Origin of the sequence: Singulisphaera acidiphila DSM 18658, assembly GCF_000242455.2 — a bacterium.
Lineage (GTDB): Bacteria > Planctomycetota > Planctomycetia > Isosphaerales > Isosphaeraceae > Singulisphaera > Singulisphaera acidiphila.
Window position 1 is genome coordinate 2,186,053 of the sequence record NC_019892.1, and the last position, 18,384, is coordinate 2,204,436.

Annotated in this window: 17 protein-coding genes and 1 pseudogene; 7 read left to right on the forward strand and 11 right to left on the reverse strand. The window is 62.4% G+C overall.

The window, feature by feature from the left end:
* Window positions 1-9 precede the first annotated feature (9 nt).
* A complete protein-coding gene (locus tag SINAC_RS08570) occupies window positions 10-258 on the forward strand; it encodes a hypothetical protein (RefSeq protein WP_020465663.1) in 249 nt (82 codons plus the stop codon).
* Window positions 259-315: 57 nt separating this feature from the next.
* Here SINAC_RS08570 and SINAC_RS08575 read toward each other — a convergent pair whose 3' ends face one another.
* The 3 genes from SINAC_RS08575 to SINAC_RS08585 all read right to left on the reverse strand — a co-directional run bounded on the left by SINAC_RS08575 (window position 316) and on the right by SINAC_RS08585 (window position 3,472).
* Window positions 316-1,377 (reverse strand): DUF1559 family PulG-like putative transporter, encoded by a 1,062-nt coding sequence (locus SINAC_RS08575; protein ID WP_315851129.1) that lies wholly within the window; start codon window positions 1,375-1,377, stop codon window positions 316-318.
* Window positions 1,378-1,615: 238 nt separating this feature from the next.
* The gene (locus SINAC_RS08580; protein WP_015245291.1) at window positions 1,616-2,524 is read right to left on the reverse strand and encodes a UbiA family prenyltransferase; all 909 of its coding nucleotides are present in this window, start codon (window positions 2,522-2,524) and stop codon (window positions 1,616-1,618) included.
* Between the two features lie 93 nt (window positions 2,525-2,617).
* Window positions 2,618-3,472 carry a sugar phosphate isomerase/epimerase family protein gene (locus SINAC_RS08585; RefSeq protein WP_015245292.1) on the reverse strand — a complete coding sequence of 285 codons (855 nt, stop codon included), beginning with the start codon at window positions 3,470-3,472 and terminating at the stop codon, window positions 2,618-2,620.
* Between the two features lie 257 nt (window positions 3,473-3,729).
* Between SINAC_RS08585 and SINAC_RS08590 the strand changes: the two genes are divergently transcribed.
* The 5 genes from SINAC_RS08590 to SINAC_RS08615 all read left to right on the forward strand — a co-directional run bounded on the left by SINAC_RS08590 (window position 3,730) and on the right by SINAC_RS08615 (window position 9,738).
* Window positions 3,730-4,698, forward strand: a complete 969-nt coding sequence (locus tag SINAC_RS08590; protein ID WP_015245293.1) for a YfaP family protein — start codon at window positions 3,730-3,732, stop codon at window positions 4,696-4,698.
* Between the two features lie 488 nt (window positions 4,699-5,186).
* Window positions 5,187-6,491 (forward strand): efflux RND transporter periplasmic adaptor subunit, encoded by a 1,305-nt coding sequence (locus SINAC_RS08600; RefSeq protein WP_015245295.1) that lies wholly within the window; start codon window positions 5,187-5,189, stop codon window positions 6,489-6,491.
* Between the two features lie 182 nt (window positions 6,492-6,673).
* A complete protein-coding gene (locus tag SINAC_RS08605) occupies window positions 6,674-7,393 on the forward strand; it encodes an ABC transporter ATP-binding protein (RefSeq protein ID WP_015245296.1) in 720 nt (239 codons plus the stop codon).
* Window positions 7,390-8,562 carry an ABC transporter permease gene (locus SINAC_RS08610; protein WP_015245297.1) on the forward strand — a complete coding sequence of 391 codons (1,173 nt, stop codon included), beginning with the start codon at window positions 7,390-7,392 and terminating at the stop codon, window positions 8,560-8,562. The genes SINAC_RS08605 and SINAC_RS08610 overlap by 4 nt, the downstream gene beginning before the upstream one ends.
* Before the next feature lie 6 nt (window positions 8,563-8,568).
* Window positions 8,569-9,738, forward strand: a complete 1,170-nt coding sequence (locus tag SINAC_RS08615) for an ABC transporter permease (RefSeq protein ID WP_015245298.1) — start codon at window positions 8,569-8,571, stop codon at window positions 9,736-9,738.
* Between the two features lie 203 nt (window positions 9,739-9,941).
* On the opposite strand, the gene SINAC_RS08620 is transcribed toward SINAC_RS08615, so the two are convergent.
* Window positions 9,942-10,604 carry an MBL fold metallo-hydrolase gene (locus tag SINAC_RS08620; protein ID WP_015245299.1) on the reverse strand — a complete coding sequence of 221 codons (663 nt, stop codon included), beginning with the start codon at window positions 10,602-10,604 and terminating at the stop codon, window positions 9,942-9,944.
* Between the two features lie 108 nt (window positions 10,605-10,712).
* A complete protein-coding gene (locus SINAC_RS08625; protein ID WP_015245300.1) occupies window positions 10,713-11,834 on the reverse strand; it encodes a Gfo/Idh/MocA family protein in 1,122 nt (373 codons plus the stop codon).
* Between the two features lie 224 nt (window positions 11,835-12,058).
* On the opposite strand from SINAC_RS08625, the gene SINAC_RS08630 reads away from it, so the two are divergent.
* Complete coding sequence (locus tag SINAC_RS08630; RefSeq protein ID WP_015245301.1) at window positions 12,059-13,183, forward strand: Gfo/Idh/MocA family protein; 1,125 nt, start codon at window positions 12,059-12,061, stop codon at window positions 13,181-13,183.
* A gap of 523 nt (window positions 13,184-13,706) precedes the next feature.
* On the opposite strand, the gene SINAC_RS08635 is transcribed toward SINAC_RS08630, so the two are convergent.
* The 6 genes and pseudogenes from SINAC_RS08635 to SINAC_RS08660 form a co-directional block, all read right to left on the reverse strand.
* Complete coding sequence (locus SINAC_RS08635) at window positions 13,707-15,029, reverse strand: hypothetical protein (RefSeq protein WP_015245303.1); 1,323 nt, start codon at window positions 15,027-15,029, stop codon at window positions 13,707-13,709.
* A gap of 160 nt (window positions 15,030-15,189) precedes the next feature.
* Window positions 15,190-16,116 (reverse strand): annotated as a pseudogene (locus SINAC_RS08640) (lactate/malate dehydrogenase family protein); the annotation flags it as partial.
* A 91-nt stretch (window positions 16,117-16,207) separates the two neighbouring features.
* Window positions 16,208-17,122, reverse strand: a complete 915-nt coding sequence (locus tag SINAC_RS08645; protein WP_015245305.1) for a class II aldolase/adducin family protein — start codon at window positions 17,120-17,122, stop codon at window positions 16,208-16,210.
* Window positions 17,123-17,161: 39 nt separating this feature from the next.
* Window positions 17,162-17,440 (reverse strand): EutN/CcmL family microcompartment protein, encoded by a 279-nt coding sequence (locus tag SINAC_RS08650; RefSeq protein WP_015245306.1) that lies wholly within the window; start codon window positions 17,438-17,440, stop codon window positions 17,162-17,164.
* 2 nt (window positions 17,441-17,442) lie between these two features.
* Window positions 17,443-18,114 carry a hypothetical protein gene (locus SINAC_RS08655; protein WP_015245307.1) on the reverse strand — a complete coding sequence of 224 codons (672 nt, stop codon included), beginning with the start codon at window positions 18,112-18,114 and terminating at the stop codon, window positions 17,443-17,445.
* The gene (locus tag SINAC_RS08660; protein ID WP_015245308.1) at window positions 18,111-18,365 is read right to left on the reverse strand and encodes a EutN/CcmL family microcompartment protein; all 255 of its coding nucleotides are present in this window, start codon (window positions 18,363-18,365) and stop codon (window positions 18,111-18,113) included. The genes SINAC_RS08655 and SINAC_RS08660 overlap by 4 nt, the downstream gene beginning before the upstream one ends.
* Window positions 18,366-18,384: the final 19 nt, after the last annotated feature.

Here is an 18,384-nt window from a genome sequence, read left to right on the forward strand (position 1 = left end):
AATCAACGAGTGACAGGGAGTGGCCCGACCAGCCCGATCGGCGGGCCAACCTGCTTCAACGGAACGCTCTTCGGCGTTCCGTTCGCGGGAGCTAAGTTCTTGTCGGCTCCCGGCGGGCTCGGGGAAGGGGCCGACGGGCCATTCGGATTCGGGTCGCAGCCGCCAATCAGGACGAATGCCACCCAGAACGTTCGGCGGACCTGCCTTGCCGTCATCGATCGAATCCTCTCCCTGGTCGATGCTTTCGCCACGGTCTGACTGCAACGTTTTGGCCGGTCGACTTCCATGCCGGCCATCGGATTTCGGATTCTCGAGTTAGAACGCGTCCGCGCTCACCACTTCGCCAGCATTTCGCGTCCCCAACGAACGATAGACGGCGGGGTTGATCGCGTCCTTGAGAAACTTCACCGAGCCGTCGCCGAAGAGGAACTGGGCCCCGGCCGGGTGCTGGCTGCGAAAGCCCCACTGGCCATATTCCAAGTACCTTGGGTCGCCAACCCAGGCCTTATAGTCGCTGAGGTCGGGCCAGTGCGTTTCCGGGGGAAGCGGATGAAGGCCCCCCCCGGAATAGTCGCCGATCATCAGGTTGGCGTTGACCCGTGGGACCTCGTAGGCAAAGCCTTGAGGGCGGGTCGTATTCCCCCCGACCATCGACGAGAAGTAGCCGTAGACGCTCCAGTTGTTGCAGAACCAGTCGGGATCGTTCCGGAACCGGGCCGACTCGCCTACAAAGATCGTGCTGCTCGTGCCGTCGACAAACGCAGCCATCGGGTAGGCCGTCTGCGCATCGAACGCACCGTTGCCGACTTCAAGATCCGAACACTTCGGTCCGGCATAGTAGGCGATGGTGTTCCAGGTTCCCCCGGACGGAAAATAGGAGGTCTGCGAATAGGCCACCGGCCCTGGACCCAGCTTCGAGGACCGCAAGTCGTCGCTCGGGCAGAGGTATGTCGCGATCGTGGTGAGCAGACCCGTGCTATTCACCGCGCCGGCGTTCACGCCCCCGACGAAATATCCGTCGGCCCGAAGCTGGAAGTTGATCGCGTTGTAGGCCGGCGTTTGCTCGAGGTAAGGGAGGATCAGGGCCAACATGGTGAAGTCACGCGGGGCCCCGGGGCCGCTTTTGGTGAAGGCTCCCCCGCAATCACTGTCGGCGTCCGGTGCGCTGTGGAGAACAGCCCCCATCGGCAGGGCTCCCTGGGCACTTTCGTAGTTGGCGATGGCCAGGCCGATTTGCTTGAGGTTATTGCGGCATTGAGACTGTCTGGCCGCTTCACGCGCTGCCTGCACTGCAGGCAGCAATAGAGCGATCAAAACCGCAATAATGGCAATAACAACCAGAAGCTCGATCAGGGTAAACCCACGGCGTTTGGTCACCAACGGCCCCCGATCGGTGCAATCAAGCACGTCAGATTCCACTCGGTTCTTGAGAATCGGCGAGATCCCAAGCCTGTCACTGAAACTTCTCTAAAAATGACACTTGGCGATCCTCGGTGCAAACGGATTTTCTACAATACATCCATGCTTTGAAAAGAAAAGAACGGATTCGTTTCGCAATCGATACTGCGCAATCCCGATTCGCGGTTTCACCGATAAACGATCGGGAAGCCTTGGGTCAGGTGGAATAAATCCAACGGCCGAGGAGGTAGGCGGGGATCCAGAGAATCGCGACGGTCGCGGCCATCGCCGGGCCTCTGACGGCCGCCACGACACCGACGTTGAGCCAGACGAGGGAGAGAACGCCCGTTTTGACGGCCTTTTGAAGCGAGGCCGGGATGGGATTCCGGAGTGCGCGGGCGCCGGCCAGGTTGACGACCCAGGCGACGATGAGGAGCACGAGCAGGCCTTCGAGCGGCAACACCGAGCGCGAGTCAGGGCCGACGGCGGGGAAGAGGCGTGGTTGTAAGGCCGCCGTCAGCAGGCCGAGGAAGGCGAGGTTCTCGAGGGTCAACCCGAGGTAGAGCCCCTGGGTTCGCCCCGACTCGGTCTCCGACCGACTGATCCAGGTGACCCCGGTGACGAAGACGCCGAGCGACATGGCCACGATCCACCCCCCGGGCCCACCGAACGCGGCGGCCTGGCTCATCCCGAGCACGAGATTGAGCGCTCGGCAACTCCCCATGACCTCGGGGCCGAGAACGGTCCGCTTCATGCCCAGGTTGTAGGCAAGCACGCAGGCCGCCAGGGTCAACGCGATCATGAAGCTCGAGGCCGAGCCGCTGAGAGCCGCCAGCAAGGGGCCGAGTAGGAGGAGGAATCCTCCGCCCCAGGCGGCGAACCGGCGTGAGACCCGGCCGGAAGGCAACGGTCGGCCGGGGCGTTCTTTGAGGTCGATCTCGTAGTCGAAGACGTCGTTGAGCGCGATCCCGGCCGCGTAGGTCGCCATCGACGCTCCCACCAGCGGGAGCCAGCGCCCTGGAGCGTCGAGGCTACCGCGTACCAGGAGCCAGCCAGCCAGGCTGTCAGCCGCAGCGGTGAAGACATTGGGTAAACGAATGAGCTGCAGATAGGGCTTGATCGCCATTGAATTGAGACCGTCGCCTGAGGATACTCAAGGGGAGAACCGGGCCCTCGTTGCAGAGTCTGCGAGCGAGGTCCGGTTCGTCGATCGTTCCGGTCAGGCGCCGTTTGCGGGGGCCATCAGGGGGGAGAGGAACTCGAACGCTCCCCGCGCCGCGGCGTCGGGATCGTCGCCGAACGGGTATAGTTCCACGGTCAGCCAGCCATCGTAGCCCGTCTTGCGAATTGCCGCGAAGACTTCGGGGAAATCGATCGCGCCTGTTCCCGGCACCATGTGATGGTGGACGCGGGTCGCCGCGATATCTTCGAGGTGGTAATGGCGGATCTGGGGCGCAAGTTTGGCGATGGCCAGAGGAATGTCCTCGGAGACGCAATAGGCGTGGCCCACGTCGTAGTTCAGGCCGATCGATGGGGCGTTCACCCGTTCGGCAACCTCGAGGTACTGGTCGCTTGTCTCGAGCAGCAAGCCGGGTTCGGGCTCGATCAGCAGGAGCACCCCTAGGTTGTGGGCATGCTCGGCGAGTGGCTTAAGGACTTCGACGAACAGGTCGATGGCCTCAGCGCGGCTTTGGCCGGGTGCCAGCGGCCCCCCTGGTTCGGTCGTGATGTGCGGTGCACCCAACTCGGCACACAGGCTGATGGCGCGCCTCGTGTGATCGATCCGGACCGAGCGGTAGTGAGGATCGGGTTCGATGAACGACGGATACCAGTACGGCTGACGCGCATCGTTGACCGCGTTCATCATAAACGCGTTGACGTTTGAAAAGGTCAGACCGTTTCGCTCCATGGCGGAAAGGATCGCCCGCTTCGGCCCCTCGAGCAGGCCGGCTGGCCAGGCATGGGGGACGTCGGCCAAGAGCTCCAGCCCTTCATACCCGAGGGAGGCAATCCGCTCGGCGACCTCGTCGAAGGGGAAGCGGAGATACGCGTTGGTGCTGAACGCAAGTTTCATGCGGAGCTCTTCGGTCGCTGAGGAATGTTTGATCTTTTGCATTATGACCCAGGGTCGGGGCGGGTTCAACCCGCGCGGAGGACGACTTGCGGGAACCGGGAACTGAAAGGAAACCAGGTCTCCCACCTCCGATCGGTCTTTCGACCGGTTTTCGAGCCATGCTATGCTGGTTGGAACGATTGACGGAATTCCTCCCCTTCGAGAAACGTCTCTCTTCACCGATCGCCCAACCTCGACTGAACCGATGGAGAAGCGCGATGGCCAGCGAGTCGTCCAAGGTTGCCAGGGTCAATGCCCCGGTCGCCAAGTCGGCCAGACTGGCCCACTTGGTTGTGGCGACCGGGGAAGTCGAGGAGATCGATACGCCCTTCTTCACGCCCGAGTCACTCAAGGGATGGGCGTCGTCCCTGGCGCTTCACGCGGTTTTCCTGCTCTGCCTGGCTTTCTGGTACTTCGCGCCGAGCGTGAGTGCGCAACGGCCCCTGAACGCGAAGCTGGCGGGGTCCGAGCGTGGGGTCGAGGAGGGCCTGACGCTTACCGGTGGCCTCAACACCACGATCACCCTTCCGGCCGACCCGACACCCGCTCCGGCCGATCCCATCCCGGCGGCACTCGCCCCGCTCGATGTCCCCTCACTGGAACCGAAGGTAGGCGTCAACTTCTCGGGCGCAGAGAAGGCGTCGGCCGATGGTGGGATCGAGAATCGCAATCCGGGGGCCGGCAACGGTGACGGCTTCGGGCTGGCGAAGTTCGGGCAAGGGGGGGAGAGCATCCGAGGCGTCGAGGTGAAGGTGGGCGACCCTCAGTTTACCTTGATCTGGGATAATGACGCCGATCTCGACCTGCATGTGATCGAGCCGGGAGGCAAAGAGATTTATTGGGAGGATCCCAAAGGCAAGGAAGGCCTCGGAGGAGAGCTCGACGTTGACAACACGAAGGGTTATGGGCCGGAAAATGTGTACTGGCTTCGGGATGACCCGACCGGAGAGGGGAAGGTCAAAGGGACGGGGCCGGCGGGCGAGTACAAGTGGTTCGTGGTCTACTGGGGGGGCTTCGGAGGGATTCCCAAGCCGACGCGGTGGAAGGTCCGAATCAAGCACGACGATCGAGTCACCGTCGTCACGGGTAAATTTCGGGCGCTCAACGAGCGGAGCCGCATTTACTCGCTCACCGTCAAGCCATTAGAGGCTGAGGCCTCCAGCGAACCCCTCAAAGAGGTTCGTTAGCCACGTTGCATAGGTCGGGCAGCGCAGAAATTAAAAAAAGAGAAGGGCGTCGGCAATCCGCCAGGTTCGTCGACGCCCTCCTCTCTCACCCTGGAACTAACTTCAGTAGTGTTAATCGGTTGCAAGCTGCGTTCACTCAAGGCAAAATTTGGCAATCGCAGCGAATCTGCTGATCTTGTGTGTTCTGCGTTTCACGTATACGCTCGGTATTCCCGCCGAGAGCTGAAGACTCAAGGCACCCTTGCCGAGTCGCGTGACCGGACGCTCCCACGGGATTGTCATCACATCATGTCGCTGGGTTGTCACCATTTTCGAGTAGACGAAGTGGGCGACGGTTGTAATACTACTGACCAAATGAACCTCAGTGCCGTCTCCGGTGTCGACGATCGACGACACGTGTGACTCTGTTCTGATTTTCGCAAAGTCAGCAACCTTTCAAATCAAATACCGTTCTGGCCATACCCAATAAACGGGAAGGGGTCGGGCTCATGGCGAGCAGTCTGCGTGACGATCTCGCTTCGCTGAAGATCGACCGTCATCAGGTGGAGTCGCGAGAGGCTCTCCGCGAGCGACGACCTCAACAACATCGCGACCGCGATCGCAACCAAAAACGAAGTGGGATCGGTGTGGCGACGATCCTCCTCTGGCTGATCCCGCTGACCCTGCTGGGAACGGCGGGGGGCGTGGCCTACCAGCAGTACGAGAAGATTAAGGCCAAGCCGGAAGTGACCATTGGCCTGGTCCAGACGATGACGCCAGGGGAAGCGGAAAAGCTCCTGAGTGCCAAGGGTTACCTGAAATCGCGTCACCAGGCGATGATCGGGGCCACGATTCCGGGGCGCGTTGAGCGGATGTATGTCGAGGAGGGCTCGAAGGTCAAGAAAGGGGATGTGCTCGCGGTCCTCGAGCACGATGACCTCAAGGCGATTCTCTCCTCGAAGAAGGCGATGCTCAAGCGAAATGAGGCCGAGGTTCTCGAAGGCCGGCTCGACTTGAAACAGAAAGAGCGGGAAGCGACGCGAGCGGCACGGCTCTACAATCAGAAGACGGTCGCGATCGAGGAAATCGAGAAAGCGAACGCGGCGCGGGACATGGCCTCAGCGCGAGTCGGTGCGGCGGAAGCTTCGATGAAGCTGACCGAGTCGAATATCGAAGAGACCGAGGAGATGATTCGACGGATGCACCTGTTTGCCCCGTTCGACGGGACTGTGGTCGAGAAACAGGGCGAAGCGGGAGAAGTCATCACCCCGTCCGCGATGAGCGCCTCGATCGGTCGGTCGGCAGTCGTCTCACTGGCGAACTTGAACAAGATGGAAGTCGAGACGGATATTGCCGAGAACCTTCTTTCACGCGTCGCCCTGGGACAGCCGGCCGAGATCTCCGTCAGCGCCGTTCCCAGCATGCACTATCGTGGCCGGCTCCGGCAGATCATTCCCATGGGGGACCGCAGCCGAGGCACGATCAAGGTGAAGGTCGAAATCCTCGACCCGGACGAGCACCTGTTTCCGGAACTCGTGGCCACCGTTCACTTTCTCCCCGACAAGGCACTCAATAACCCGAACGCCAATCGGGCGTTCCTTTTCGTCCCCAAGGCGGCCGTGATTGAGGAGAGCGGACACTCGATCGTCTGGGTCGTCGACGGTAAATCGCGAATCTCCAAGCGCCGGGTCGAAGTCGTCGTGACCACCGACGACCTCACGCGCGTCGACACGGGTCTCAAAGAGGGGGAAACCGTCATCTTGAACCCCGCCAACACGTTGCGCGAAAATACCGAGGTCAAGATCTCCGAGTAACCGCTGGGTTTCGGAAGAGATCGACGCCATCGGCGAATTCATAGAAAACGACGCGATCTTGTCCCGGTGTGCCCCCGGGTCGAGTTGGGAATTGCGCCACAACCAACTTGCCGTTTGAGGAGTCCCGAACCTGAAGGTTCTCGGATTCGAGCGGCCGAGTGCGAGCTGAAAGGCCCAATCGCATGGACGATTCTACTTGTTCCATTGAGTTGAAGGATGTTACGAAAGAGTATCGCCGCGATGAGTTCCGGATCCCGGTCCTCGTCAATCTCGACCTGCGGGTTGCGGAAGGCGAATACCTCGCCCTGATGGGTCCCTCGGGATCGGGTAAGACGACCCTGCTCAATCTGATCGCGGGACTCGACCGCGCCTCCCAGGGCTCGGTCCTCGTCCATGGTCAGGAGCTTGGATCGATGTCCGACTCGCGGATCACGCGTTGGCGGGCCGACAACGTCGGGTTTATCTTCCAGCTCTACAACCTGATTCCGGTTCTGACGGCCTTCGAGAACGTCGAACTGCCCCTCTTGCTGACGAAGCTCTCCAAGCGGCGACGGCGCGAGAACGTCATGACGGCGCTTCGAGTCGTGGGGCTCGAGGGGCGTGAAGATCACTACCCGCGCCAGCTCTCCGGTGGTCAGGAGCAACGCGTCGCCATCGCCCGAGCGATCGTGACCGATCCCTACTTGCTCGTCGCCGACGAGCCGACTGGCGACCTCGATCGCACGAGCGCTGAGGAGATCCTGGACCTGCTCGAGCAACTCAACCGTGAGTTCCAGAAAACGATCGTGATGGTTACTCACGACCCCCTCGCCGCGCAACGAGCGAGTCGTGTCCTCCACCTCGACAAGGGAAGGCTTGTCGATGACATCGCGCAGCCCTCGAAGATCGGGGCCGTGTCATGAAATACTTGCATTACATCTATCGCAATGCCAGGCGGAATCCGGTCCGGTCGCTGCTGACGATCGCCTCGACCGCCGTGACTCTCTTCCTGATGATGATTCTCGTCTCGTTCTTCACGATCAACAGCGAAGTCGCCAAGGGACTTGGGGAGTACAACCGAATTGTCGCGATGAACTCGCAAGGGTTCGCCGGCCAGGTTCCGATCAGCCGTGTTCGTGAGATCGCCGAGAACGAGGGGGTCATCGCCGCCACCCCCTTTAGTTGGTATGGGGGCAAGTACGGCGAAGAACAGATGCCGTTCGCCCAGTTCGGCGTCGACCCCGAGACGATCTTCAAGATCTATGACGAACTCACGATCCCGGCGGATCAACTCAAAGCCTTCTGTGAAGATAAGGCAGGCTGTGTCATTGGGAGCAAGCTCGCTGAAGATCGCGGCTGGAAGGTCGGCGACCCGTTGCCACTCACGGGGGATATCTACCAGTTCGACCTCAACCTGACGATCCGAGGCATTTATGACGGCCCTCACGACCGCGACCGACGGATGTGCATGTTCCATTGGAGCTATCTCGATGAGGGCCTGAAGCGGATCTCGAAGGGGGAAGGGGCGGGGTCGGGCAACGCTGGGGTGATCGTGGCTAAGTGTAAGGACTCGGGTCGGATGGCAAGTCTCTGCCGAAAGATCGACGCCGATTACCTTAACACGGACAAACCCACACGGACTCAGACCGAAGAAGCGTTCGGAGCGATGTTCAGCGAAATGATGCGCGACCTCCAGTGGCTGATCGCGGCCATCGGCATGGCCGTGCTCGTCTCGCTCATCTTCGTTGCAGGGAACGCCATGGCCATGGCGCTCCGCGAGCGGACGACGGAGGTCGCGATCCTCAAAGCGATCGGCTTCAACCGCAGTCTCGTGCTCAACCTCGTGCTGGCCGAGGCGGTCCTGGTCGCCGGAATCGGGGGCCTGATCGGCTCATTTGGATGCAAGCTCCTCTGTGACGTCGTCGACGTCTCGCGTTATAGCGCGGGGACCTTGCCCTTCTTCTTCGTTCCCTGGAAGACGGCCCTGAGCGGTTTGCTCGTCTCGCTCCTGATCGGGCTGCTCAGCGGCATCATTCCGGCTGTGACCGCGGCGCGGCGATCGGTGATCCAAGGCCTGAGGAAGGTGGTCTAAACCGTCATGATCCCGATCAAATACAACACGCGAAACCTGCGGGTCCGCTGGGTCACGACGCTGCTCACGGTGGTGGGGACCGGCATGATCGTCTGGTCGTCCTGCCTCCTGTTCAGCCTGGTTGAAGGACTCCAGCACAGCATGACGGTCTCGGGCGATCCGCTCGACCTGATCATCCTTCGCAAAGGGTCTTCGAACGAGGTCAACGGCGGTTATGCCAAGGACAAGGCGGATACGATCCTGACCCTCAACGGGATCGCCCGCGACGAGAAGGGCATGCCGCTCGCTGCCCCGGAGTTGTTGTACATCCCGGTCGTTGAACGCAATGACGGCAGCCGGACGAACATCATCATCCGAGGTGTCTCCGCTGCCTCGCGCGCCTTACGGCCGAACTTCGAGATGATCCCCGGCCAAGGCCACTACTTCACGCCGGGGCGGGGTGAGTGCGTGGTCAGCCGTAACGTTTCGAAGCGGTTCAAAGGGGCGAAGATCGGCGGCCTGATCAAAGTTGGCGACAAGCAGGTCTACCGGGTCGTCGGCCTCTTCACGGCCAGTGGAAGCGCCGCGGAGAGTGAGGTCTGGGTTGATATCAAAGACCTGGCTCGGGACATCGCCCGCGAGGGGAGCGTCTCCTGCGTTCAGCTTCGCGCCTCCTCGCAGGCTGATCTCGACAGGATCAAGAAGACAATCGACAACGATACCCAGTTCAAGCTCGAAGCACTTCGTGAGAAGGATTTCTATGCCAAGCAATCGGCGACGGGCGACTTCCTGAAAGTCGCGGGCACCTTGATCGCGGTGCTCCTGACCATCGGGGCGATGTTCGCCGCCGCCAACACGATGTATGCGGCCGTTGGAGCGAGAACTCGCGAGATTGGCACGCTTCGGGCTTTGGGTTTCTCGCAGTTCGACATCCTCGTTTCTTTCCTCGGCGAATCGATCCTGCTCTGCCTTTTGGGGGGAACACTCGGTCTGCTCGCCACACTCCCGCTCAGCGCCTTCAGCTTCGGCATGAGCAACTTCAACACGTTCAGCGAGTCGACCGTCACCTTCCGGTTCGGGCCGCTCGTGATGGGAGTTGCCGTGGCCATGACGTTCGCGATGGGCGTCTTTGGTGGCCTCTTTCCCGCCATTCGCGCAGTCCGGATGGATGTGATCAAGGCGCTTCGTGAGCTCTGAGATTCCTCCCGCGCCTTCGCCTGGATCGTTTCGCTTGCCCGAAAGGCGAGCAAAAGAGCGTAAGCTCCCTGTCTTTTGGTTTGCTGTGTGAGCAAGACAGGAGAGCTTATGCTTTCCGTTCGCCTTAGAAATTGAAACCTGGCTGCCGCTGCTCGAGTCGCCCAACCAGTTGGCCTACTGGGATTCTCAGGTCGAGTTTGGGGTCAGCGGGCATGTTCGAGGACGACGATCGTTTGGCTCTCGGGGAGGGTTGCGCTGGTGACTTCCAGCCAACTCCGGCCCGGGCGATCGACGGAGGTCTCGGGCATGACTTCGAGGAACCGCTCCATAGGCTGAATGTTCAGGTTGATCTTGGGCGTCTTGTAGTGCATCGGGAGCACCAGTCGAGGACCGATCGCGTCGAGCAAAGGCGGGATCGCGGCAATCTCGATTGTCGGCGGGCCTCCCGCAGCCGCGAGGACGATTTCCGCGCCTTTTAGCGGCTTCAGGTCCGACTCCTCGAGTGCATGTCCCAGGTCGCCGAGAAAGACGATGTGGAGTCCTTCGACCCGGAAGTGGACGATCGTCACTTCGTCCTCAGGCTTCCGTTCGGGAGTTTCGAAGACACGGACCGTTTCGAAATGGATCCCACACGCGGTCTCCCCTTGGGGAGGGATGTCGAGCGCTTTGAGGACTTGAAACGGCGGCTGGATTTGGCCCAGGTGACTGTGATACCGGTCGTTTTCGTGGCTGACGACGACGAGATCAGCCGGTTCGTCGATCGGCTCGTAGCCCCCTGAGTCGGGCGAGCGAAAGGGGTCGAGAATGATCCGCCGCCCCTCGGTTTCGAACAAGAAGGCGGCGTGTCCGTACCAGGTGATTCGCATTTAGGGGATTCCGTCGCCGAGTGCCTGGGGCAAATGAAGTTCGCCTCGCCCCGGCGAGCCGGGATCGAGGCGGGTGGGACTGCTCCTTGAGTGAGAGTGGCCCTCAGATCAGAACGTCGGAATGACCTTCTTCTCTCCTCCTGCCATGGCCGACTCATGGGCGAGGAGGCCGACCATCGTCCAGTTGGCCGAGGTTTCGGCGTCGGGCAGGGCGGGGCGTTCCCCTCGGATGGCGCTCAGCCAGGCGTGGACCAGGTGCGGGTGCGACCCGCCGTGTCCCCCCCCTTGGGTGAACGACAGGTGTTGTTCGTCGTCGGCGTCGTAAACCCCTTTGGTCGTGAAGCGCTGGATCGGTTCCGGCAAGAGGTGAGCGAAGTCGGGCACCGGCACGCGCTTGGGGATCTCGGGCTCGGCGAGTCCTCGGGTGTGGATCACCGGTTCTTCGCCCTCGACCTGCTGCCACTCAAAGCTCTTTTTGCTGCCGTAGGCGTCGAAACTTTCACGGTACTGCCGGGCCGTGTCGAACAGGCTGCGCGTGACTTCGCCGCAGACGTCGGAGTCGCGAATCTTGAAGGTGGCCGACTCAATGGCGAACGGGCTGCCGTACTTCGGGATCAGTTTCTCGTCGATCCGCCCCGACCCATGACAGACGACGTGCTCGGCGTGCTTACCGAGAATCGCCAGGCAGGGGCTGACGCAGTGGGTGGCGTAGTGCATGGGGGGGAGCCCTTCCCAGTAGCCGGGCCACCCTTCCATGTCTTGTTGGTGACTGCCCCGGAGGAACTGGATCCGGCCGAGCTCGCCCTTCTCGTAGAGATCCTTGACGAAGAGGTACTCGCGGCTATAAACCACCGTCTCCATCATCATGTAAACCTTGCCCGACGATCGCTGCGCTTCGACGATGGCGCGGCAATCCTCCACCGACGTGGCCATCGGCACCGTGCAGGCGACATGCTTGCCGGCCTTGAGGGCGGCGAGGCTCTGGGATGCGTGGTCCTGGATCGGCGAGTTGATGTGGACGGCGTCGATGTCCGGGTCGTTGAGAACTTCTTCGAACCGGGTGTACCGCTTCGAGATCTTCCAACGATCGCCGCACTCGTCGAGCTCCTTGGTCGAACGCCGGCAAATGGCGGCAATCTCGGCGCCTGGGTAGCTCTGGTAGATTGGGATAAACTCGGCCCCGAAGCCCAGGCCGATAATGGCCACGCGAATATTCGAACTCTTTGCCATGAGACTCGCCCCAGGTGACCTGCGAGGAGAGAAATGTGACCGGCCTCTTGCGGTACCGCATGCAGGATAGTAGGACGGTATCCTGAAGGCAAGTCATTGGGGGTCAGTCGGTTCGTGAGTAACCCCCCACTCGTGCGCACCTTCCCCATCCATCCCCGCGATCCGAACCAGAGCGACTCTTCCGCCCCAGGAAGTCGTAGATAACTCAGGAGAGACCGAGTCCGATGTCGAACGCATCCACAACGAGCAAGAAGGTGAGGGTCGCCATTATTGGCGCGGGCGCGGTCAGCGACTACCACCACGTCCCCGCGATCCGCCTTGACCCTCGTGCCGAGCTCGTGGCCGTCTGCGATGCGGACCCGAACCTGCTCGAGCGTCGGAAAGGGGACTGGGGTATCACCAAGGTGACGACCGACCCCGTCGCTCTCTGTGCTGACCCTGAGATCGACGCCGTGATCATCGCGACGCCGAACTTTACCCACAGCCCGATCGCCCTGGCCGCGGCGGCCGGGAAGAAGCACATGATGTGCGAGAAGCCGCTCGGCCTGAACGCCGGTGAGGTTCGCGAGATGTACCTCGCCGCGCGAGACGCCGGCGTGGTCCACATGACGGCGTTCACCTACCGATTCGCCCCGTCCATGAAGTATCTCCGCCACCTGCTCAAGTCGGGCGCCCTGGGCACGCCACGCCACTTCCGCTCGCAACGGTTCCTCGATTGGCCGGAAACGAGCTGGGGCTGGCGCCAGTATCAAGACAAGGCCGGCGCGGGTGACCTCTACGACATGACGATCCACCGCATCGACTTTGCGCTCGATCTGATGGGCCCCCTGACCCAGGTCTGCGGCGCAGTCGCCCGGTTCGCTCCGCGCACGACGACCCCCGACGGCAAGTCGTGCCCCCCGTCCAACGTCGACGATTGGTCCTCGCTGATCGGCGAATTCGCCAGCGGAGCCACCGGTGTCTGGGAGGGGACGACTCTGGCCAAAGGCTACGGGCGCGACGGTTTCGGCCACGAGTGGGCCGAGGTCAACGGCTCGGAGGGCTCGGCCGTCTACCGGCTCCACGAGCCGAACACCATCCTGCTCGGGAAGACCGGGGAAGACCTTGCCCCTGTTCCCGTCCCCGCCGAATTTCTGAAACCGAGCGGCAGCCCGCGCGACCCCGCCCAAGGGAAACCGGCCACCGTCTTCCGCTACGACCTGGTCTGGGAGTTCATCTCTGCGATCGTCGAGCAGCGTTCCGCCGTTCCGAGCTACCTCGACGGGCTCAACGCCCAGATCGTGGCGGACGCCGTCCTCGAGTCGTACCAGCAGCGCCGGTGGATCGACACGGTTCTGGCCGACGAGTGATCTTCGTCGGGTGGGCACGGCCCACCAGCTTCGTCTCTGTTCTTGGAGGGGAGGCTTGCTTCCACAAGAACAGAGGCGGCAGCCTTGAGCATTCCCTGGGACTGTGGGAGCCCTGTCCGCGCTTGAATTGGATTGATCTCGATGATCGTGCTCAGAGTCGGACCCAGAAGGCGAATCGCACCGGAGTTTTTGATGATCATCCGGGTGCCATACTCGGAACTCATGGCACCCCAATGTCCTTCATTTCCCGGTGAAGCCTGACCTTCCGAGACAGACACTCACTCCCAAGTAACTCCTCGTCTCCGGCGGATTGGCCGATGTCGGTGCGGTCTGACGGGCGGATTGGTCGCTCATCCGATCACAGACCGTATCGCGGAGATTCTGAGCGATGAGCAATTGACGAGGTGTATTCCAGGCACGGGCCGAGGGGCAGGAGTCGGAGGGAAAGCCGATTGGGCCTGCCGGGTCCTTGGTTGTGACCAGGCAGGCCCGAATGGCAAAACACTTGCCGGAAGGAATAGGGTTAGCGACCGAGCCCGAGCCGCTGGCGGTGATAGGCGAGTCGTTGCACGACATCCATCCGGCTGAAGTCGGGGAGGCCGTCGGAGAAGGTGGGGAAGCCGTTGGACGACGCCTGTCCGTTGCTTATCGAGTGGGGTGCGGGTTCGGCCGCACGGGTCGCCGGGACCGGCTCGGGTGCGTGGTGATGGCTGTGGCACTGGCAGGCATGGGCCTCTTTTGCCGGAGCCACCGCAACTGCAGGAGTCGGGGCAGGGGGGGCCGGCTCTGGCTTGGCGGGAACGACGACGGACGTGGAGGTTCCGCCGTAGCTCATCGTCGTTGCCTGGGCCTTGAGATCCTCTTCGAGCGGGCGGTGGGGGCGGATCCCCAACTTCCCGAGCACGGCGTGATACGCCTTGACGGCGTCGGTGGGGTTGATGACGCCGTCGACGATCAGCCGGAGGAACTGCACGAAGGCGAGCTGGTTCTCGGCGCTGTTGATTTTGCGGCCGAAGAGCGCGACCTTGGCGCCATGTTTCTGGGCATCGGCGAGCAGTTGGAAGGCGTCGAACGTCGTCCCGGCCGAGCCGCCGAGAATTCCGATGACCAGGTGCGGGTCATAGCGGAACAGTTCTTCCATCGCCTTGGGGCCATGGTAAACCATCTTGAGGAAGACCGGCCGGCCCGCCGGCGCGACCCCGGCGAGCATCCGGGCGATCATGTCGTTGATGTAGCCGGGCAAGACCTCGGGAGCCACCGCGTTGGCGATGTTGGGGTCGAAGACTTCGAGGAAGTAGCGAAACCCCTTGCGCTCGGCTTCGACCCGGAACTCGTGAAACCGCTCGAGGGTCGCGGTGTCGTGGCTCAGGTCGTTGTTGAAGGTCACGCTGTAGAGGCCCAGGTTCGCGCCGAGGGTGCGTTCCTCAGGGGCGCAATCGAGGTGGCCGCACTGCGCGTGGTCGAGGCTGGCGCTTCGGAACGGGCGAGACGGAGATTCGGTGTAGCTCGCTCCACGCGCCAGATGGACGTCGGTCGTGTCGTTGGCACGGATGGCGGGGGTGACGTGGGAGTTCTCGAAGAGCCGTTCGCGGATCGTCAGGGCATAGTTCGAGCTGGCCGACATCAGCATGATGTCGACAAGCCCTTGCCTGGTGATCAACCGCATCTGTTCACGGTATTCTTCAAGCGTCCGAAGACGGAGCTCTCCCGAATGCGCCTCGGGAGACAACCCGGGCGCCCCGATGCCGAAGGCCATGTCGGCGTCCTTGGCATCGGCCAGGATGAACTCGCGGCAGTTCGGGTTGGCATGAATCGCAGCCAACTTCCGGTCGAGCGACTTATCCACGGCGTCCCCCGTTCGACTGACCCGAGATCGTGACCCGTGAGCTTCCGCCGTTGCCGTTGCCCCCGCTCCCCATCGTCACCTTGACCGTTCGGTTTTGAGCGGTCGGCGCGGCGGCCTTGGCGGGCTCGAATTTCGGCGGAGTCTTTGCGGCAGCCGGGTTCTTTTTGAGGACCTGGTCGATCGTCTCACGAAGCACTCGGGCCGACTGCTGCAACGCCGAGACCTCTTTGGCCCAGAGCTCGATTTCGAGCTGGGCTTCGACCCCACCACGCCCGACGACGGTCGGCACCGAGATGCAGACGTCGCGCATCTCATAGGTGCCGTTCACGAGCGAGGAGACCGGCAGGATCCGCTTTTGGTCGAGGGCCACCGCGTGGACGACGTCGCGAATCGAGAGGCCGACGGCGAACCCAGCGCCCCCTTTGAGCTTGATGACCTCGGCTCCACTCCCCTTCGTTCGCTTGAAGAGGGCGTCGGCGGTATTCGCGTTCCATCCCGGGAACTTGTCGAGCGGCATCCCACCGGCCTGGGCGGCCGACCAGATCGGGACCATGCTGTCGCCGTGCTCGCCCAGAATCGTCGCCGTGACCTGGGTGGCGGGAAGCGTCAAGGCTTCGGCGATCAGGCTGCGGAACCGTGCAGAGTCGAGCTGGGTCCCCAGGCCGATGACCTGGCGCGACGGGAGGCCGAGCTGGGCGGTCGCGAGATAGGTGAGCACGTCGACCGGGTTGGAGACGACCAGGACGATCGCCTCTTTCTTGACTCCCGCCGCCTTGATCTGGCCGAGGATGTTCAAGAAGAGCTCGACGTTGCGATTGATCAGGTCGAGGCGGCTCTCGTCGGGCTTGCGCCTCAGACCGGCCGTCACCATGATCAGGTCGCTCTCCGGAATCGCTTCGTATCCGGTCGCCCGGATCCGCTGGTCGGCGACGAGCGAGGCGCCGTGGAGGAGGTCGAGCGTCTGCCCACGGCAGAGGTCGGCGTTGAGGTCGATCAGATCGATCTGGCTGACCACGCCGCCACACTGCAACGCAAAGGCCGCGCACGACCCGACCAGCCCGCCTCCGCCGATGATGCTGACTTTCATGGGTCCCTCAACAAAGAGCCGAAATCTCTGAAAAAAAGACGTGGCAACCAACGCCGATCGTTGCCGTCACCCGACGCCTCTGCTCACGCCTTTATCGACTGCCGCCAGCACCATTCATCGCCTGCATGACCTGATCGGTAATCATCTTCACGAGCGATTCCATCGGGTCTCCCCCCTTGGCGGAGGAACCGTTCGACGAAGCGATGGCCTGGGCCGGTTGCGGCTGGGGCTCATGCTTCGGCGGCACGAACGCTTTGTGCTCGGGCTTGAAGTCGCTGTACCCTTCGCGGAACAGGCTGTTGCCGCAAAGGTCGCAGTTCTCGAGCCCGCGCTCGAGCCGGACGTCGCGGATGCCCAGGGCCGGCTTGATCTTGATCAGCTCGGCGGCCTTCTCGTCGGAGTAGTAGTTCACCCGGCCGATCTGCTTGGACAGGATCAGGATCCGGCAATAGGCGTCGATGATCTCAGTCTTGAAGTAGGCGTCGGTCAGGTCGCTTCCGGCGGTAATCGTACCGTGGTTGGCCAGGAGGATGACGTCGGTGTCCTTGATGTACGGGATCACCGTGTCGGCGAACGCCTGGGTTCCCGGCGTTTCGTAGGGGGTGATCGCCACTTCGCCGAGAAAGACCTCGAACTCGGGCATCGTACACTTGGGGATCGGCTCGTGGGCCACGGCGAAGGCGGTGGCATGGGGCGGATGGCAGTGAACGCACGCCTTCACATCGGGGCGTGCTTTCATGATCGCCAGGTGGAGCAAGATCTCGCTCGACCGCTTGCGTTTGCCCGAGACCTGCTTGCCGTCCATGTCGACGATGCAAAGGTCGTCGGGTTTCATGAAGCCCTTCGAGACGCGCGTCGGGGTGCAGAGCACGCGATCTTCCGACAGACGGAAGCTGATGTTCCCGTCATTGGCGGCGGCGAAGCCCTTGGCGTAAACCCGCCGACCGACCTCGCACATTTCTTCCCGAAGCTTCCACTCGCTCATCATCCCGCCGTCGCTCGCCATCGTCGAAATCTCCGATTCGCTTGGGCCGCCCCGTTCCGCTTAGAAGGACAACCGATCCAAGAGGCAGGCGCAGTAGGCATCCACAGGTATTTTCACTTTTCCGAACGGGTTAGCCGCCTCGCGGCCCTCGCTCAGTCCGATCAGGCTTCCAGGGCCGGCACCGAGGTCGTCGTAAACGACCACATCCTCGCCGCGCTTGTCCGAGTCCTCCGTGAGGGCCTCGAGCGGCATCGGCAGGGCGAGGACGAACCGGGCGCCTCGCAGGCTCGGGTGGCTTCGGGACAAGGTCACTCGGCCGATCACCTCGGCGATCCGCATGTTCAGACCCTCCCTTCGAGGCCATCGACCGTTCGCGGAGCACCCGCCCGCTGGAAGGCGAGGCTCATCTGTTTCAGTAAGGAGATCGACTTCCCCGCCGGCTCGACCACAAGCAAGTTCAAGCCGAGCCAGCGAATGGCACGATCGACCGAGTCAACGTCGCCAGCCTGGGCCGCTCTCACGCCGGGCACTTGGCAGGCCAGCCAGACCGCCACCGAAGCTTGATCCGTCAGAAGCACGAGGCCCCGACTGGGCGCTGCGTTGATCCACTGCGCGGCGGCTTCGGCCGCCCCTTCGACCTCGTGCCAGGGGCGAACGTCGTCGAGCAGCGACCGCCGAAAGGCCGAGATCAGGCCCGAGTCCGACTCGATCGCCAGCCCCCATTCTCCCGGGTCACGGACCCGTTCGACCTCGGACCGCGAAACCACTTTGAGACTGATCCCTTGCCGCTTCAGGAAGTCGCGAGCCAGCGGCGTGACCACCGTCCCAGGCGCGATCCGCACCTCGTGTCGGTTCGCCGCAAATCCCTCCGCCTGGCGGAGCGAGAGCAACCGCTCGGCGAAGACGTCTTGTCGTGAACCCCCGACTTTCGGTCGTGACGTACGGCCCCGGTCGAGGTCTCGCAAGACCTCGCTGACCGCCGCCGCGACCTGTTCGACGCTTGCGATGCTCATCGGTCGGGCAACCCCATGACGCTCCAACGCCCTGGGGTGTTCCGGCCGAGCTGCTCCTGCAAGGTCATTCCGTCGTTCGTGACTAATACGACATCCCCCCGAGCGGCTCCCATGCGATCGAATGCGAGGACCGGTTCGCCGTCAGGCTTCCCCTCAACTCCTTCGAGCTGGACGATCAGCAGCCGCTCCCCTTGAAAGGACGCATGCTTGATCGTCGAGGTTGCCGTTCCGACTACACGCCCGAGTTGCATCGATCGCTCCTCACATTGA